The organism is Kiritimatiellia bacterium (assembly GCA_018001225.1).
Lineage (GTDB): Bacteria > Verrucomicrobiota > Kiritimatiellia > CAIQIC01 > JAGNIJ01 > JAGNIJ01.
The window spans coordinates 24,722-42,407 of the sequence record JAGNIJ010000027.1 but is presented as its reverse complement, the minus strand read 5'-3'; the positions used below and the strand labels follow the sequence as shown (position 1 = coordinate 42,407).

Sequence of the window (17,686 nt, the reverse complement as noted above, 5' to 3'; positions counted from 1 at the left end):
GAGGGGCGAGCTCCTGCGAGCCCGAAATCTACCCGCCTTCACTCGGAATTGGTATCAGTTTGGCGGCTGGCGCGGCCACGTCCATATTTCGCCTTCCGCGGCATTCGCAGCCGCCAAACTGATTCACCCGCCAGACAAGCTGGCGGGGGTCTGACAATTGGAGCGAAGAGGATATGCAATTTGTTACATATTGCCGTTTTCCTGGCCGCGGGGCTGTGCCAGGCGCAGTCGCCGGCGGGGGACATCCCGGCGGCGGCCACCGGCGAGGTGGCCCTCGTGTGGCACCGCGACCTGCGGACGGCATTGAGCCGGGCCGAGGCGGAGTACCGGCCGGTGCTGGCGGTGTTTTCGTCGCCGGGGTGCGGTTGGTGCCAGCGCCTGAAAACGGAGACGCTGGACGACCCCGAGACGAGGAACCTGCTGAAACACTACGCCCTCGTCGAGATCGACGTGATGGACGATCCGCTGACCGCGCAGCAGTACGGGTTGCGCGGCGTGCCTACGGTGCTGATTCTGTCCTCCGACGGGCAGGTCCGCAACGGGGTATCCGGTTACGTGTCCGCGCCGGAACTCTGCGCCCTGCTGCGGGGGGAACTGAACCCGGAGTTCATGGCGGCGCAGGACACGGGCTACCAGGAAATGATCGTGGCGCTGGACCGCAAGCAGGTCCCGGACGAGCTGTGGCCGAGGATACTCGCCGGGATGGGCGAGCCCGCGAAGCGAAAGGACCTGCGCGAGCGGGTGTTCGCCGTGAAGCCGTTCCCCGCGGTGCGGTTGGTCGCCCTGCTGGAGGATCCGAAACTGTCCGTCCGTCTCGGTGCCCTGGAGCTGCTGGAGGAGCTGGCGGGCCAGTCGTTCGGCTTCGATCCCTGGCAGCCGCCCGGCGGGAACGTCGAGGCGCTCCAGCGCTGGAAGGAATGGGCTTCCGGGGCCGGGGGCGCGGTGGAGAAGCTGTACGCGGCGCTGTCCGCCGACGAGATCCGGGCGTGCCTCGAGGACCTCGTGTCCGAGCATCGCGACCGGGCCCTGCGCGCCATGCGCCTGCTCGAGCAGGGCGGGCCCGGGACGGCGGACGCCGTGGCGGCGTTCCTCGCCGGGCATCCCGACCTGCCGGCGGGCGCGCGGGGCCGGATCCGGGAAGTCCGCTACGTCCTGGCGCTGCCCGGCACGGCCGGCGTGGATGTCCGGGCGCTCGCGCACCGGCTGGTCTTCGGCAACCTGGACGCGCGCCTGAAGGCGATCCAGGACCTGCCGCACTTCCGGGCCGCGGCCGTGCCCGTGCTGGCCGAGTTCCTGCGGGACCCGGAGCCGATCGTGCGGGAGACAGCCGTGGACAGCCTCGTGAAGAGCGGCGCACGGCAGGCGGTGGACCTGCTCGCGCGGCATCTCGAGACGGAGAAGGACCAGGAGGTGATCTTCTCGGTCCTCCGCGCCTTCGGGGCGCTGCCCGGCAAGAAGAGCGCGGCGCTGCTGACCCTGTACCTGTCGGACCCGAACGAGGATCTCGTCATCGCCGCGCTGCAAAGCCTCGGCCGGCTGAAATCGCAAACCGCGGTGGAGCAGGTCGGCCAGTGCCTGGCCGATCCGCGGTGGCGCGTGCGCGCGGCGGCGCTGGAGGCGGCGGGCAAGATGTCGGCCCGCTCGCTCTCGGATCCGGTGCTCGCCCTCGTGGACGATCCCGACGAGTTCATCCGGTTCGCGGCCATCGGGACGCTGGCCGAGCTGGGCGTCCGGAAGGCGGCCGGCCGGCTGGAGAAGCTGTTCCTGGAGCAGGACAAGCTGAAGGGGCCGGTGGTCCGGGCGCTGCTCCAGATGGAAATGACGCTGCCGCTTTCCTTCAAGGCCGCGCTCGAGGGGCGCGGCGCGGACGTCCTGCTGCCCGTGATCGATGCGATCGCCGAGGACGGCGAGACCAAGGACCTGTTCCTGGTCGCCCCGCTGACCGCGCACGCCGATCTCGACGTGGCCTGCGCGGCGATCCGGCTGATCGGCGGCAAGGGGATGACGAGCCCGGTGTACCGCAAGCTCCTGGCCAACATCCTGCGCGAAGGGCCGGCGGAGAAGGCGCTGGCCGCGCTGGAATCCATGGAGGTAGAGGAGGAGCAGATCGACTGGACAAACGAGTCCGCGTCCTTCGACCTGGACGTTCCGGAGGCCGGAACGGCGCCCGTCGCGGAGAGCAAGGAGCTGGAGGACTTGTTTGCCGCCTTCAAGCCCGCGGCGGAGCCGCCGGAGCCGCAGGCCTCGACGGAGGTCGTGGATGTCCTGGACGTGTTCGGGGCCTTCGGCCTGGGCCCGAGCCGGGCCCGGACCCCGCCGGCGAGGATGGCCGCGGGGCCGGACCCGCTGGAGGAAGCGATTCGCCCGTACGCGGACCCGTCCCGGGACGGGCGGACGCGATTCGCGGCGGCCATCCTGCTGGCCGCCATGGGGCGGGAGAACCAGGCGTCCTTCCTGCAGGGCTCGCTCGCGGAGCGCACCGAGGACGAGCGGATGCGCATCGCGCAGAGCCTGCGGCCGCGCCTGCGCGGGGAGTACCTGCCGCTCCTCGCGCAGTTGGTGAACGACCCGTCGCCGAACGTTCGAGTCGCCGCCGCGTACGCGGCGATCGACCGCGGGGGCGGCCGGGGCCTGGACTTGGTGCTGTCCGCCATGGAACGGCCGGACGCGCGCCTCCACCCGAAGGATATCTTCGGATACCGCGTGGAATCCGCCCTGCGCCGGACCGAGAGCCGCCGGATCGCCCGCGATTTCGCCCAGCGGTTCATCGGGCCGACGAACCGCGCCCCCCTGCGCGTGCTGGGCGTCCTGCTGCTGCACAAGAGCTGGCGGGCCGCCGACACGGCCCTGCTGCGGCCCCTGCTGGCGGACAGCGCTCCCTGGGTGCGGCGCGCGGCGTACCATGCCCTGGCGCAGAACGACATCAAGGCGTTCAAGGAGGTGCTGAAAGGGGCGGCGGAGGATCCCTCCGAGTTTGTCCGGGAGGTGGTCCCGCAAGCCTATACGCGCAGCATGACCCGCTGGGTCCACTATTTCGACAGGGACGATTTCGAGGAGGACTATTATTACTGGTCCGGCCAGAACCAGAAACCCCGCCCACAGGGCGCGGAACTCGACGCCCTGCGGAAGCTGGCCGCCGATCCCGAACCGCGCGTACGGCTGGCGAGCCTGCTGGCCCTGCTGTCCAACCGTCAGACGGTGGACCTGGCGGACGTCGTGCGCGCCGCGGAGGCGGTGCCCGACCGGCGCGCGGCGGCCGAGCGTATCGGGCGGTACCTGGCGGAGAATTACCTGGCCCTGGGCGGCGAGTTCGCGCTGCTGTTGCCCTACCTGGAGGACGGCGACCAGAACGAATCCGAAAAGGAGAAGGTGCGGCGGCATTTCGAGAAGAAGACCGGCGACTCCGTGCGGGCGGCGGATCTGCCGGTCCTGGCCGTCGAGGGCCGCCGCGTGGAGGCCGCGTTCGAGCCCGAGCCGGAAGGCGCCGCGGCAGGCGCCCCGCCGCCCGGCGTGCGCCTGGTGTTCTTCACCAGCTACGGGTGCCGGGAGTGCGAGAACGTCAAGGCGATGCTCCCGAGGCTCCGCGAGGTCTTCCCCGGCCTGCAGGTGGACGTCCACGACATCCGCAAGACGAGCGCGATGAGCCTCAACGAGGCCCTCTGCGAACGGTTCAACGTCCCCGACCGGATCCGGCTGGTCACGCCCGCCCTGTTCGCCCGCGCGGGCTACAGCATCAAGGAGGACATTTCCTTCGCGCGCCTGGGCGAACTCCTGGCCCGGTCGGCCGGCGGCGACGACGAGTGGTGCCGCGTGCCGGAGCAGGAGCTGGAGCAGGCGGCGGCCTCCATCGGCGGCCGCTACCGGGAAATCCGGCTCGGCGTGATCGCGGCGGCCGGCCTGCTGGACGGCCTCAACCCGTGCGCCTTCGCGACGATCATCTTCCTGCTGTCCTACCTCCAGGTGACGAGGCGGACCCCGCGCGAGATCGCGCAGGTCGGCCTCGCCTTCATCGCGGGCGTGTTTCTCGCGTACTACGTCCTGGGGCTGGGCCTGGTGGAACTCGTGGCCCGCTTCGAGATCCTGCGGCGGTTCAGCCGGCTGGTCAACGGGCTGCTGGCGGCGTTCACGCTGGTGATCGCCGCGTTGAGCGCGCGCGACGGGTTCCGCTGCCTGCGCGGGCGGATGGTGGAGATGACCCTGCAGCTGCCCGGCTTCCTTAAGGACCGGATCCACGGCGTCCTCCGCGCGGGGGCGCGCCACGCCCGCTTCGTCGCCGCCGCGTTCGTGGCGGGCCTCGTCGTGTCCGTGCTCGAGCTGGCCTGCACCGGGCAGGTGTACGCGCCGACGATCCTGTTCATGCTCAAGACCGGCGAGGAGCGCCTCGCGGCCATGGGCTACCTGCTGGCCTACAACGCCGCGTTCGTCGCGCCGCTCTTCGTGGTGTTTGCGCTGGCGATGGCCGGCCTGCGCAGCGAGGCGCTCATCCGCTTCCTGCACCGCCGCGCGGCCGCCGTGAAATTCGCTACGGCCGGATTGTTCCTGATCCTGTTCCTTGTCTTCGTGTGGAGTTTCCGGACCTGACGGGCGCGCGGTAAATCTTCTTTTCGCAGCAAATCCCGGGAGGGCGCGGTTACACCCGCGCCGGTACCATGGCTTGGTGAAAACCATTGCGGAGCCTGGCTCTTTTGTGTATCAATGCCTGTCCCTTGGAATCAGCGAGGCCGCTTTTTGAACCCGAATCGGTAAAAGGAACGCGCTATGAAGGACTTGGCAATCGGTAACGTGCGGAACGTGGTCCTGGTCGGGCACACGGGGGCCGGCAAGACGAGCCTGCTGGACGCGATGCTCTTCAAGCTGGGCGTCAACGACCGGCTCGGTTCGCCGGCGGAAGGCACGAGCGTGGCCGACTGGAGCGACGAGGAAAAGGACCGCAAGATCACGATCTGGGCCAAGCCCTTCAACGCCGTCTACGCCTCCGCGCAGGGCGGGAAGTACGATCTGGTCATCACCGATACGCCGGGTTACGCCGACTTCTACGGACAGACCGTGGCCGCAACCGCCGTGGCCGACGCGGGCCTGGTGGTCGTGGACGCCGCCTCGGGCATCCAGGTGGGCACAAACCGTTCGTGGCGGCGCTGCGAAACGCTCGGGCTGCCGCGCGGCATCGTGATCACCGGCCTCGACAAGGAGAACACCAGCTTCGACGACACCCTGTCCGCGCTGCGCGCGGTGTGGGGCGACCGGTGCCGCCCGGCCTCCGTGCTCGGAAAGGACAAGAAGTCGGTGGCCGACGTGCTGGCCGGCGGCGGCGATCTGGAAGCCTTGAAGAGCGCGCTGGTCGAGGCGGCCGCGGAGACCGACGATCAGCTTATCGAGAAATACCTCGGCGGCGAGACGCTCTCCCCGGCCGAGATCGCCTCGGGCCTGCGCAAGGCCGTTGCCACGGGCAAGCTGATCCCGGTCTTCGTGGCGCTGCCGAAGCTGAACGCGGGCATCGTCGAGCTGCTGGAAGGCCTGGTGCGCTTTTTCCCGTCGCCGGCCGACCGCGAAATCAAGGATGCCGAGGGCCACCCGATCGCGCCCGCCGCCGAGGCGCCGTTTGTCGGGCAAGTCTGGAAGGCGGTAAACGATCCGTTCGTGGGGCAGTTGACCATCGTCCGGATCTTCGGCGGCACGCTGCGGTCCGACAGCGAAATCTATAATGCCACCAAGGAACAGAAGGAGCGCATCGGCGCGTTGTACCTGCTGAACGGCAAGAAACAGGAATCCGTCGCGGAGGCGGGCGCCGGCGAAATCGTCGCCCTGGCCAAGCTGAAAGCCACGGTCATCAATGACGTCCTGTGCGCGACGGGCAAGAGCTTCAAGCTGGCGCCGATCGTCTTCCCGAACCCTACCGCGGCCTACGCCGTCGCGCCCAAGACGCAGGGCGACGAGGACAAGTTGAGCACCGGCCTGCACCGCGTGGCGGACGAGGACCCGACGATCCGGGTCGAGCGCAACGTGGAGACGAAAGAGCTGATCCTCTACGGGATGGGCGATCTGCACCTGGACACGACCCTTCAGCGCATGAAGAAACGCTACAACGTGGAGATCCTCTTGAGCACGCCCAAGGTGCCGTACCGCGAGACGGTCACCGCGCTGGGCGAAGGCCACTACAAGCACAAGAAGCAGACCGGCGGCCGGGGTCAGTACGGCGAAGTGTATCTTCGGGTTCAGCCGATGAAGTCGGGCGAGACGGACTGGTTCGAGGATGCGCTCGTCGGCACGAACGTCCCTCGCAATTTCCTCCCGGCCATCCAGAAGGGCTGCCTCGAGGGCATGAACCGCGGCGCCGTGGCGGGCTATCCCGTGACGGGGACGAAGGTCAGCATCTACGACGGCTCGTCGCACGACGTGGATTCCTCGGAAATCGCCTTCAAGATCGCCGCGGCGCGCGCGTTCAGCGACGGCATGAGCAAGGCGCGGGCCGTCCTGCTGGAGCCCATCGTCACGGTCAAGATCATGGTGCCGGACCAGTACATGGGCGACATCACCGGTGACATGAACCACAAGCGCGGGCGCATCCTGGGCATCGGCACGGAGGACGGCATGCAGGTGATCACCGCCGAGGTGCCGCAGGCGGAAATGTTCCGCTACAGCTCCGAGCTCCGCAGCATCACGGGCGGGCGCGGTTCCTTCGAGATGGAGTTCGCCCGGTACGACATCGTGCCGTCGAACGTGGCGCAGAAGATCGTCGCCGAGGCGCAGAAGAACAAGAAGGCCGAAGAGGAATAAGGGAGCGGAAAGGGAGATTGCCATGAGCGGTCACAGCAAATGGGCCAATATCAAACACAAGAAGGGCGCCGCCGACGCCAAGAAGGGCAAGGTCTTCAGCAAGATCGCCAAGGAAATCATGATCGTGGTCGGGGCCTCGGGCAAGGATGTCTCCTCCAACCCGGCGCTGCGGACGCTCATCCAGAAGGCGCGCGCCGTCAACATGCCGGCGGATAACATCGATCGCGCCATCAAGCGCGGCACGGGCGAACTACAGGGCGCGAAGCTGGAGGAGATCATGTTCGAGGGGTTTGCGGCCGGGGGCGTGGCCCTCATCGTCCAGGCCCTGACCGACAACCGCAACCGCACGGTCGCGGAAGTCCGGCACTCGTTTACCCTGCATGGCGCCAACTTGGCGGGGCAGGGGCAGGTGATGCGCACCTTCCAGCGCAAGGGCCAGATCCTCGTGGACGCGGCGGGCGTGGACGAGGACAAGCTCATGGAACTGGTCCTCGAGGCCGGCGCCGAGGACATGCGCCGCGAGGGCGACCAGTTCGAGATCATCACCGAGCCCGCGCAGTATCCCGCCGTGGCCGAGGCGATCAACAAGGCCGGTATCACGGCCGCCAGCTCGGAGATCACCCTGCTTCCGTTGAACTGGATGTCCGTGGCCCAGAAGGACAAGGCGACGGCTTTGATGCGCTTTATCGAGGAGTTGGAGGAGCTCGATGACGTGCAGAACGTGTACTCCAACCTGGACATTCCCGCCGAGATTCTCGAGTCGCTCGACAAGTAGAGGGGGCCGCCCATGCGGGTGCTGGGCATAGACGCCTCCCTGCGGTCCACGGGCTTCGGAATCGTCGCGTCGCAGGCCGGCTCGTTTCGAAGCCTGGGGTACGGCCTCGTTCGCAATCCGGCTTCGCGATCCCACTCGGCATGCCTGGCCGCCATCCAACGCAAGGTGGACGAACTCCTCGAAGCCCATCGCCCCGAGGCCGTCGCTCTGGAGGGCGGGTTCTACTTCAAGAACGCCCGCACGGCTTTGATCCTGGGAGAAGTGCGCGGGGCGGTGATCGCGGCCTGCGCCCTGCGCGGGGTGCCGGTCTACGAATACGCGCCGCGGCGCGTGAAGCAGGGGCTGACCGGCGCGGGCGCGGCGGGCAAGGAGCAGGTCGGGCGCATGGTCGCCTCCATCCTCGGCCTGGCCGAGTTGCCGCCCGAGGACGCCGCCGACGCCCTGGCGATCGCCCTCTGCCACTTCCACAGCCGCACCGGCATCGCGGCCCTGCAGCCGAAGCCGATCTGAAGGCCGCCGGTTTATCCCCTTTCCTGCGGCATTGAAATGTCGCCGGCTTCGCGTAATCATGAGGTCAAATCAGCGGAGCGAGATTTATGCAACTGGATCGTCTGACCATCAAGTCGCAGGAGGCGCTGCAGCGCGCCCAACGGCTGGCCGGGGAATACGGGCAGCCGGAGGTGGATACCGACCACCTGGTGCTGGCTCTGGTCGAGCAGGAGGACGGCGTCGTCCGTCCGCTGCTGGAGCGGATCGGGGTTTCCGCCGGCCCGCTGCGCGAGGCCCTGGAACAGTCGCTGGCCGCGCGGCCTCGCGTCGAGGGCGGCAGCGCGGAGCGGTACCTGTCCCGCGGCCTGCGCCAGGTCCTGGACGCGGCCTTCCAGGTCGCCGAAAAGATGAAGGACGAATACGTCAGTGGCGAACACCTGCTCCTGGCCGCCCTTCAGCAAAAGGACAGCGAAACCGCACGCGTGGCGACAAAACTCGGCCTGACGCCGGAGGCCGTGCTCAAGGCCCTGCAGGCCGTCCGCGGAAACCAGCGCGTCACCGACCAGGCCCCCGAGGACAAGTACGAGGCGCTGAAAAAGTACGGGCGCGACCTGACCGAGGCGGCGCGCCAGGGCAAGCTGGACCCGGTCATCGGCCGCGACTCGGAAATCCGGCGCGTGATCCAGGTCCTGTCGCGCCGTACGAAGAACAATCCCGTGCTCATCGGCGAGCCGGGCGTCGGCAAGACGGCGATCGTCGAGGGCCTGGCGCAGCGGATCGTCGCCGGCGACGTGCCGGAGGGCCTGAAGAACAAGCAGGTGGTTTCGCTGGACCTCGGCTCCATGATCGCCGGCGCGAAGTACCGGGGCGAGTTCGAGGACCGGTTCAAGGCCTTCATCAAGGAGGTGATCGGCGCCGAGGGGCGGATCATCCTGTTCATCGACGAACTGCACACGCTGGTCGGGGCCGGCCGCGCCGAGGGCGCGGTGGACGCGTCGAACATGATCAAGCCGCCGCTGGCGCGGGGCGAGTTGCGCTGCGTGGGCGCGACCACGCTGGACGAGTACCGGAAGTACATCGAGAAGGACGCCGCGCTGGAGCGGCGGTTCCAGCCGGTGCAGGTGAACGAGCCGACGGTGGAGGACGCCATCGCGATCCTGCGCGGCCTGCGGGAGCGCTACGAGGTCCACCACGGCGTGCGGATCCAGGACGGGGCGCTCGTGGCGGCGGCGCGGCTGTCCCACCGCTACATCAGCGACCGGTTCCTGCCGGACAAGGCGATCGACCTCGTGGACGAGGCCGCCAGCCGGCTGCGCATGGAAATCGACAGCCTGCCGACGGAGATCGACGAGGTCGAGCGGCGGATCATGCAACTGGAGATCGAACGCGCGGCGCTGCGCCAGGAGAAGGACGAGTCCTCCCGCGAGCGGCTCGCGACGCTGGAGAAGGAGCTGGCGGAGCAGCGGGAGAAGAGCCGGGGCATGAAGCTGCACTGGCAGCAGGAGAGGGAGCATATCGGGGAGATCCGGAAGCTGACCGAGGCCCTGGACCTGCTGCGCGGCGAGGAGGAGGCCGCCAAGCGGAACGGCCAGCTGGACCGCGCGGCGGAGATCCTATACGGGCGCGTCCCGAAGATCGAGGCGCAGATCAAGGCCGCGCAGCAGAAGCTGGCGGACCTGCAGAAGGACCGGCGGATGCTGAAGGAGGAGGTCGACGCCGAGGACATCGCCGAGGTGGTCTCGAACTGGACGCACATCCCGGTCAGCCGGCTGATGGAGACGGAGAAGGCGAAGCTGCTGCACATGGAGGACCGGCTGCGGCAGCGGGTCGTCGGGCAGGACGAGGCGGTCGCGGCGGTGTCCAACGCCGTGCGGCGTTCGCGCTCAGGCCTGCAGGACCCGAACCGGCCGATCGGCTCGTTCATCTTTCTGGGCCCGACAGGCGTGGGAAAGACCGAGCTGGCCCGCGCGTTGGCGGAGTTCCTCTTCGACGACGAGCACGCGATGGTCCGGCTGGACATGTCCGAGTTCATGGAGAAGCACACGGTCAGCCGGATGATCGGCGCGCCGCCGGGCTACGTGGGCTACGAGGAGGGCGGCTATCTGACCGAGCACGTCCGGCGCAAGCCGTACTCGGTGGTCCTCTTCGACGAGATCGAGAAGGCGCACCCGGACGTGTTCAACGTCCTGCTGCAGATCCTCGACGACGGGCGGCTCACCGACGGGCAGGGCCGCACGGTGGATTTCACGAACGCGGTGGTCATCATGACCTCCAACATCGGGGGCCCGGCCATCCACGAGGCGTTGCAGCGGAAGCCCGACCTCGAAAGCGGCGACCCCGCCTACGAGCAACTGGAGGGCCGCGTCTTCGAGGAGTTGCGGGCGCAGTTCAAGCCGGAGTTCCTGAACCGGGTGGACGAGATCGTGATCTTCCACAGCCTGGGCCGCGAGCAGATCCGGCGGATCGTGGAGATTCAACTGGCGCGTGTCCGGAAGAACCTGGAGGAGCGGCATATTACGCTGGAACTGACGGACGCGGCGGCGGATGTGCTGGCGGCCGAAGGCTACGACCCCGCGTTCGGGGCGCGGCCCTTGAAGCGGGCGATCCAGCGGCGCATCCTGGACGCCCTGGCCACGGAGATCCTCAAGGGCGCCGTGTCGGACGGCGATCGGGTCACCGCGGACGCGGATCCGAGCGGGGAAGGGCTGGCGTTCCGCGTCCGGACCGGACGGAAGGCCTAAGGGGTCCGGCGGCAGCGGTTCAGCGGGGTCGTAGCCCCCGCTGTATGGCAGGCGCGACGAGCCTGCTGTTCCACCCCGAATGGGAAGGCCGGCCGGCGGGGCTGTACGAAGGCCGGCCGGCGCGGTAGAATGAAACCATGGACACGTTTCTGTCAGCGGGCATGATCATCGGGATCTTCGCCCTGGTCATCTACATCACGCGGGACATGTAAGGAGTGGCGCCGACGATGCCGGCGGGGGAAATCCAGGTCGAGGTCCGGGGGCTGCTGCCCACCCAGAGCGGGGTCGGCGTGTTTCTGGGCCACGGGGACAAGGTGATCGCCATCTTCGTCGATCACAGCGTCGCGGCGGCGATCACGATGTTCATGCACAAGCTCAAGAAGCCGCGCCCCCTGACGCATGATCTGATCGGCAGCATCCTCGCCGGCCTCGGCGTCCGGGCGCAGAAGGTGCTTGTGAACGACCTCAAGGACGACACGTTTTTCGCCCGGCTGTTTCTCCTGCAGGAAGGCGAACTAGGGCGCAACCTCGTCGAGATCGATTCGCGGCCGAGCGACGCGATCGCCGTGGCGCTGCAGCAGGGGTGTCCCATCTACGTCAGCACGTCGGTCTGGGAGCGGGCCGAGGACATGACCTGGGCGCTCAAGCAGAATACGCCCGAGGAACCGCCGGGGGGCGAAGAGCCCTGACGCCGGTCTACCGCATGCGGTGGATCAGGACCAGGCCCACGCCGAGGAACAGCAGGTTGGGCAGCCAGCCGCCGACCCAGGGCGCGATCAGCTGCTTCTTGCCGAAGGCCAGCCCCAGGTTGACGAACACGTAGTAGCCGAAGAAGAGGCTCAACGCCAGCACGATGCCCAGGAACGCGCCGTGCCGCCCGCTCTTGGCCCCGAAGGGGATGCCCAGCAGCGTGACGATCAGGCACATCCACGGCATGGCCAGCCGGTGGTGCAGGTTGACCCGGATTCGCGCGACGGTGTCCCCGGACAGGCGCCGGTGCGTCCGCAAGAAGGTCAGGATCTCCCACGAGGACAGGAACTCGGGATCCTTGATCTCGTTGATGAAGTCCCGGGGCAGCTCGTTGTAGTCCGTCATCTCGCGGTGGAGTTCAAACCGCGGGGGGCCCTGCGGGTTGCCTTCCGCGTCGTAGGGTTGGAACGAGACGTCGTTCAGCCACCAGCGGCCGTCGTACCAGCGGCCGGTCCTGGCCTGGATCCGGTGCTCGTCGGAACCGTCCGCGCGGTGCTGGATCACGCTGACGGTCTTCATCTCGAACGTCTCCATGTTGAACTCGCCGATCATCCAGTCGCGCCGCCCCGTCTCGTTCCGGTACGGCAGCGGGGAAACGAGGCGGGTGTCGATCTTGTCCTTGTTCTTCTGCATGGCGATGAACTGGTGAGCCCAGTAGGCCGACCAAGGGCCGAGGGTCTCGTGGATGGCGCCCACGAGGAGGGAGCCCAGCAGCCCGAGGAACACGAGGGGCGCCATGAGGCGATAGAGGCTGATCCCGCAGGCGCGCATGGCGGTCAGCTCGTTGTTCTTCGTCAGGTGCGAAAGGCTGTAGAGCACCGCCAGCATCAGCGAGACCGGCGCGATGATCACGAGGACGGAGGGCATCAGGAAAAGGTAAAACCGGATCACGGCGGGCAGGGGCGTGCGCGCCTCGATAAAGTCCGGCAGGTTATCGAACAGGTCGTAGATGACATAGATCAGGATGAATCCCGAGAGGCAGTAGAGCAGCGGAACAAAGACCGCCTTGAAAAGGTATTTGTCGACGATTTTCATGCTCATCCGGGGCCGTTGACCGGCCGCGGCACTGTAGCCGCTCGGGGCCGGATCGGCAAGCGTCCCGCTACTCGGCCTTCAGGTCGTAGATCCCCCGGTCCACCCGCGTGCAGCGCGGCGTGCCGATCAGCAGTTCCAGCATGTAGCCGGCGCCCTTGCGCTTTTCAGGCTTCAGGGCCTCGTTGAAGGCCGTGGTAATCTTGCGGTAGTGGGCCGGGCGCTCCATCCGGGAGAGGATTTCCAGCGCGAAGACCCCGGCCCCTGCCCCGTACAGGAAGAAGCGTCCGTCCGTCGTCGCGGCGATGTCCGGGTCGTGGTTCAACAGGGCTTCAAGGGCCGCCGCGGGCTGCCGGAGCGGCGCCAGGGCTTCCGGCCCGGCGCGGTCGAGCAATTCCTCCAGCGTGAGCGGCCGGCCGGATTGGGACAGGAGCGTCTTCATCCGAGCCTCGAGCGACAGGAGGAACTCCAGGGGGAGGGTGGAGAAATACCCGTGGCGCGACGCCAACCGCGCCGGGTCGACCTCGCTCAACAGCCGCAAGAGCCCGTGGGGGTGCATCCCGCCCAGGGCCGGCTCCGACCGCAGCGACATCAGATCCGTGACGCCCGCCAGCCCGCCCTTCCGCTCCAGTTGCGCGCACAGGAAATCGTAAAAGGGCTGCAGGCAGGCCCGTGCGAGGCGGCTTTGAAGGTTCCGCAGGCCGGCGTCCTGGACCTGGCGTACGCGCTCGCGGGTGATCTGTTTCGCGTCCGCGATCTGCTGAAGCGTGGTGCGGCGGCGCGACGGCTTTTCGGGATCGCGGTCCAATCCGTACCGCGCGGCCAGGACGGCGCGCTCGGCGTCATCCAGGCACAGCGCGAAGACTTCCTGGATCGTCCCGAACCGTTGCCGGCCTTGCTCGATCTGCCCGCAGGTCCGCAGAAAAGAGTGTACGTGGCCGAGCGAAATTCGGCCCAGGCTGCGCAGCTTGAGAAGATCCGAATCGGCCAGCTCGCGCAACTGTCCGACCGTTTTCACGGGCACCACCCTCACCGCGTTCACGACGCGCACGGGCAGCCCGGATTCCTCGATCGGCCAGGCGTCGATTTCCTGGCGGCTGATGGCTTGAACCTGCATGCACTCCTGCCTGATTGAACGCGACCCTGCCCCAGACAGCGGGTAAATGTCAAGTAATATCCGCCGCCGCGCGGCGGCGCATCTCCGCTTGCAATACGCAATCGGGCCCGCGTATCTTCTTCGGCCATGTTTGACCCGGTATCCAGCAAGGTCAGCTTTCCTGAATTGGAGCGGGAGATCCTGCGATTCTGGGAGGCGGACGGCACCTTCCGCAAGTCGCTCGAAGCCCGGCGGGGCGCGCCGGAATTCGTCTTCTACGACGGCCCGCCGTTCGCCACCGGCCTGCCGCACTATGGCCACCTCCTCGCCGGCACGCTCAAGGACATCGTGCCGCGCTACCAGACCATGCGCGGTCATTACGTCGAGCGCCGCTTCGGCTGGGACTGCCACGGCCTGCCCGTGGAATACGAGATGGAGCAGGAACTCAAGATCAGCGGCAAGCGCGACATCGAGAAGCTCGGCGTCGACGTCTTCAACGAGAAATGCCGCGGCATCGTCCTGCGCTATACCCGCGAGTGGCGCCAGGTCGTCACGCGCATGGGCCGCTGGGTGGATTTCGACCACGATTACAAAACCATGGACCCGGCCTACATGGAGTCCATCTGGTGGGTCTTCAAGTCGTTGTGGGAGAAGGACCTGATCTACGAGGGGCACAAGATCCTCCCGTACTGCCCACGCTGCGCGACGCCGCTCTCCAACTTCGAGACGAACCAGGGCTACCAGGACGTGCAGGATCCGGCCGTCACGGTCCGTTTCGCCGTCGAAGGCGCAGAGAACACCTTCATCCTGGCCTGGACGACGACGCCGTGGACGCTGCCGTCCAACCTCGCGCTTGCCGTTGGCCCTACGATCCGCTACGTGAAAATCCGCGACGCCGGCCGGATCTACCTCCTGGCCCGCGACCGCCTGCCGGTCTACTACCCGAAGGGCGATGCCTACGAGTTGCTCGATGAAATGGACGGCTCGGCCCTGGCCGGCCTGCGCTACGAACCGCTGTTCCCGTACTTCTCCGACCTCCGGGCGAAAGGCGCGTTCCGCGTCCTCGAGGCCGATTTCGTGTCGACCGAGGACGGCACGGGCGTCGTGCATATCGCGCCCGGCTTCGGCGAGGACGACCACCGGCTCGGTCAGATTGCCGGCCTGCCCGCGGTTTGCCCCGTGGACGACGAGGGCCGGTTCACCGCGCCCGTCGAAGACTACCTCGGCCGCGAGGTGAAGGAGACCGACTCCGATATCCTGCGGCGGCTGAAGGAGGAGGGGAAGCTCGTCCACCGCTCGACGATCCAGCACAGCTACCCGCACTGCTGGCGCTGCGACTCGCCGCTGATCTACCGCGCCGTGGCAACCTGGTTCGTCCGCGTCGAGCAGCTCCGCGCCCGGCTCCTGGCCGCCAACGCGCAGACCCACTGGGTGCCCGAGCACCTGCGCGACGGCCGCTTCGGCAAGTGGCTGGAAGGCGCGCGCGACTGGGCGATCTCGCGCAACCGCTACTGGGGCGCGCCGCTGCCCGTCTGGCGCAACGCGCAGGGCGAGGCGGTCTGCGTCGGCTCCGTCGCCGAACTCGAGAAGCGCTCCGGGCAGAAGGTCGCCGACCTGCACAAGCACTTCGTGGACCGGATCGAGATCCCATCGGCGAAGGGCGGGGCGCCACTGCGCCGCATCCCCGAGGTGCTGGACTGCTGGTTCGAGAGCGGCTCGATGCCGTATGCCCAGTCGCACTATCCCTTCGAGAACAAGGCCCACTTCGAGCAGCATTTCCCGGCGGATTTCATCGCCGAGGGCCTGGACCAGACGCGTGGCTGGTTCTACACGCTGATGGTCCTGTCGACGGCGCTGTTCGACAAGCCCGCGTTCCGCCACGTCATCGTCAACGGCATGATCCTGGCCGACGACGGCCGCAAGATGAGCAAGCGGCTGAAGAACTACCCGGACCCGGTGTACATCCTGGACACCTACGGCGCCGACGCGCTGCGCCTCTACATGATCCATTCGCCGGTCGTCCGCGCCGAGAACCTGAACTTCTCCGAGGAGGGCGTGAAGCACGCCCTGCGCCATCTCCTGCTGCCGTGGTGGAACGCGTACAGCTTCTTCGTCACGTACGCGCGGGTGGACGGATGGAAGCCGGACAAGGGTTCAGGGGGCGGGGTTCAGGGTTCAGGGAATCTACTGGATAACTGGATTCATTCTTCGCTGGAGCGCCTGACCCAGGAGGTCGTGGCGGCGATGGACGCGTACGACCTGCAGCAGGCGGTCCGGCCGTTCGTCCGGTTCCTCGAGGACCTGACCAACTGGTACATCCGGCGCAGCCGGCGCCGTTTCTGGAAGAGCTCGGACGACGCGGACAAGGCCCAGGCCTACGCGACGCTGTACGAGGCGCTGGTCCGGCTGTGCAAGATCGCCGCGCCGTTCGTGCCGTTCATCAGCGAGGCGATCTACCGGAACCTGCGCACGCCGGACATGCCGGAGTCCGTGCACCTCTGCGATTTCCCGGTCGGCGATGACCGAGCCCGCGACGCCGCGCTGGAGGACCAGATGGACGACGTGATCCGCGTCGTCGGCCTCGGCCGCCAACTGCGCGCCGATCATAACCTCAAGGTGCGCCAGCCGTTGCGCGGGCTTCACGTGGTCTGCCGCGACGCGGCGCGCCGGGCGCGGATCGAGGCGCTGAAGGACCTGGTCGCCGACGAGCTCAACGTCCGCGAGGTCTGGTTCAGCGGGCGCGAGTCCGACCTGGCCACGTTCCTCGCCAAGCCCGATTTCCGCCGGATGGGCCCGCGCCTGGGGCCGAAGGTGAAGAAGGCCGCGCAGCAGATCCAGAAAATGGACTCCGCCCGCATCGAGGACCTGCTGGATGGAAGGCCCGTCGCCATCGAGGTGGACGGCGAAGCGGTGGCCCTGGAAGCCGCGGACCTGGCCGTGGAGCGCAAACCCCGCGAGGGGCTGGCGGTGTCCTCCGACGGCGGGCTGATCGTCGCGCTGGAGATTGACCTGACCCAGGAACTGGTGCGCGAGGGGCTGGCCCGCGAGTTCGTCAACCGCGTCCAGAGCCTGCGCAAGGCGGCCGATCTCGAGGTGACCCAGCGCATCCGGCTGGCCTACAGCGGCGACGAGGCGGTACGCGAGGCCGTGGAAGAGCAAGGCGACTATATACGCGGCGAGACCTTGTGCGTAGAATGCCTGTTCGTCGATTCGGCGGGCGAGGTCCAGGACCTCAACGGGCATCCCTGCGGCGTCCGCATCGAGCCCGCGGAAGAAAAATAGGCCGGCAGGGTTGACAGCGGCAGGAGGCTGTGGTACTCAAGCCGCTCTTCCGCCGGACTGGACCGGTGGAAGCACGACAAACGAGTCGTCAGGGGGAAGGTGCGAAATGGCAAAAAGCGCAAAGAAATCCAAGAAAAGCGCGCCCGTTCGGAAGAAGGCCCCGGTCAAGGCCAAGCCCGTCAAGAAGGCGGCCAAGCCGGTTGTCCGGGCCAGGGCCCGCAAGCCGGTCGCGGCCGCGAAGCCCGCGGTGGCCCTGAAAGGCCGTCCGGCTCGCAAGCCGGTCGCGGAACCGAAGAAGCCCCTGCCGCCGCCGCGCCGCCTGCCGGCCGCGGAACTGAAAAAGTACCGCGAGGTGCTCCAGAAGCTCCGCGACCGCGTCGTCGACGAGATTTCGTTCCTGGCGGGCGACAACCTGAACCGGTCCCCGCGCGAGTCGTCCGGCGATCTCTCCAGCTACAGTTTTCACATGGCCGACCAAGGTACCGACAACTTCGACCGCGAGTTCGCCCTGAACCTGGTGAGCAGCGAGCAGGACGCCCTTTACGAGATCGACGAGGCGCTCCAGCGCATCGAGACCGGCCTATACGGTTCGTGCGATTCCTGCGGCAAGCCCATCGAGAAGGCCCGCCTGAAAGCCTTGCCTTTCGCCAAGATGTGCGTGCATTGCAAGAGCGAGTCGGAAAAGGGCCGCAGCAAGTTCCGGCCGTTCGGGCCGACGATCCAACAGGGTGGGGAATCCTGACCCGG

10 protein-coding genes are annotated in these 17,686 nt (G+C 67.7%); 8 read left to right on the top strand and 2 right to left on the bottom strand.

The window, feature by feature from the left end; all coding sequences use genetic code 11:
* Positions 1-180 precede the first annotated feature (180 nt).
* The 6 genes from KA248_10245 (at position 181) to KA248_10220 (ending at position 11,468) form a co-directional block, all read left to right on the top strand.
* Entirely contained in the window at positions 181-4,581 is a 4,401-nt protein-coding gene (locus KA248_10245; protein ID MBP7830285.1) for a HEAT repeat domain-containing protein, read from the top strand.
* Between the two features lie 177 nt (positions 4,582-4,758).
* Positions 4,759-6,774 (top strand): elongation factor G, encoded by a 2,016-nt coding sequence (locus KA248_10240; GenBank protein MBP7830284.1) that lies wholly within the window; start codon positions 4,759-4,761, stop codon positions 6,772-6,774.
* A 22-nt stretch (positions 6,775-6,796) separates the two neighbouring features.
* On the top strand, positions 6,797-7,549 hold the full coding sequence (locus tag KA248_10235) for a YebC/PmpR family DNA-binding transcriptional regulator (protein MBP7830283.1): 753 nt from the start codon (positions 6,797-6,799) through the stop codon (positions 7,547-7,549).
* A 12-nt stretch (positions 7,550-7,561) separates the two neighbouring features.
* Positions 7,562-8,059 (top strand): crossover junction endodeoxyribonuclease RuvC, encoded by a 498-nt coding sequence (gene ruvC / locus KA248_10230; GenBank protein MBP7830282.1) that lies wholly within the window; start codon positions 7,562-7,564, stop codon positions 8,057-8,059.
* Positions 8,060-8,145: 86 nt separating this feature from the next.
* On the top strand, positions 8,146-10,779 hold the full coding sequence (gene clpB / locus KA248_10225; protein ID MBP7830281.1) for an ATP-dependent chaperone ClpB: 2,634 nt from the start codon (positions 8,146-8,148) through the stop codon (positions 10,777-10,779).
* Positions 10,780-11,006: 227 nt separating this feature from the next.
* Positions 11,007-11,468, top strand: a complete 462-nt coding sequence (locus tag KA248_10220) for a bifunctional nuclease family protein (GenBank protein ID MBP7830280.1) — start codon at positions 11,007-11,009, stop codon at positions 11,466-11,468.
* 7 nt (positions 11,469-11,475) lie between these two features.
* On the opposite strand, the gene KA248_10215 is transcribed toward KA248_10220, so the two are convergent.
* Both KA248_10215 and KA248_10210 read right to left on the bottom strand, forming a co-directional pair.
* Positions 11,476-12,564 (bottom strand): LptF/LptG family permease, encoded by a 1,089-nt coding sequence (locus KA248_10215; protein MBP7830279.1) that lies wholly within the window; start codon positions 12,562-12,564, stop codon positions 11,476-11,478.
* Between the two features lie 67 nt (positions 12,565-12,631).
* On the bottom strand, positions 12,632-13,603 hold the full coding sequence (locus tag KA248_10210) for a hypothetical protein (GenBank protein MBP7830278.1): 972 nt from the start codon (positions 13,601-13,603) through the stop codon (positions 12,632-12,634).
* A gap of 201 nt (positions 13,604-13,804) precedes the next feature.
* On the opposite strand from KA248_10210, the gene KA248_10205 reads away from it, so the two are divergent.
* Both KA248_10205 and KA248_10200 read left to right on the top strand, forming a co-directional pair.
* Positions 13,805-16,939, top strand: a complete 3,135-nt coding sequence (locus KA248_10205; GenBank protein ID MBP7830277.1) for an isoleucine--tRNA ligase — start codon at positions 13,805-13,807, stop codon at positions 16,937-16,939.
* Positions 16,940-17,045: 106 nt separating this feature from the next.
* Positions 17,046-17,681, top strand: a complete 636-nt coding sequence (locus KA248_10200; protein ID MBP7830276.1) for a TraR/DksA C4-type zinc finger protein — start codon at positions 17,046-17,048, stop codon at positions 17,679-17,681.
* Positions 17,682-17,686: the final 5 nt, after the last annotated feature.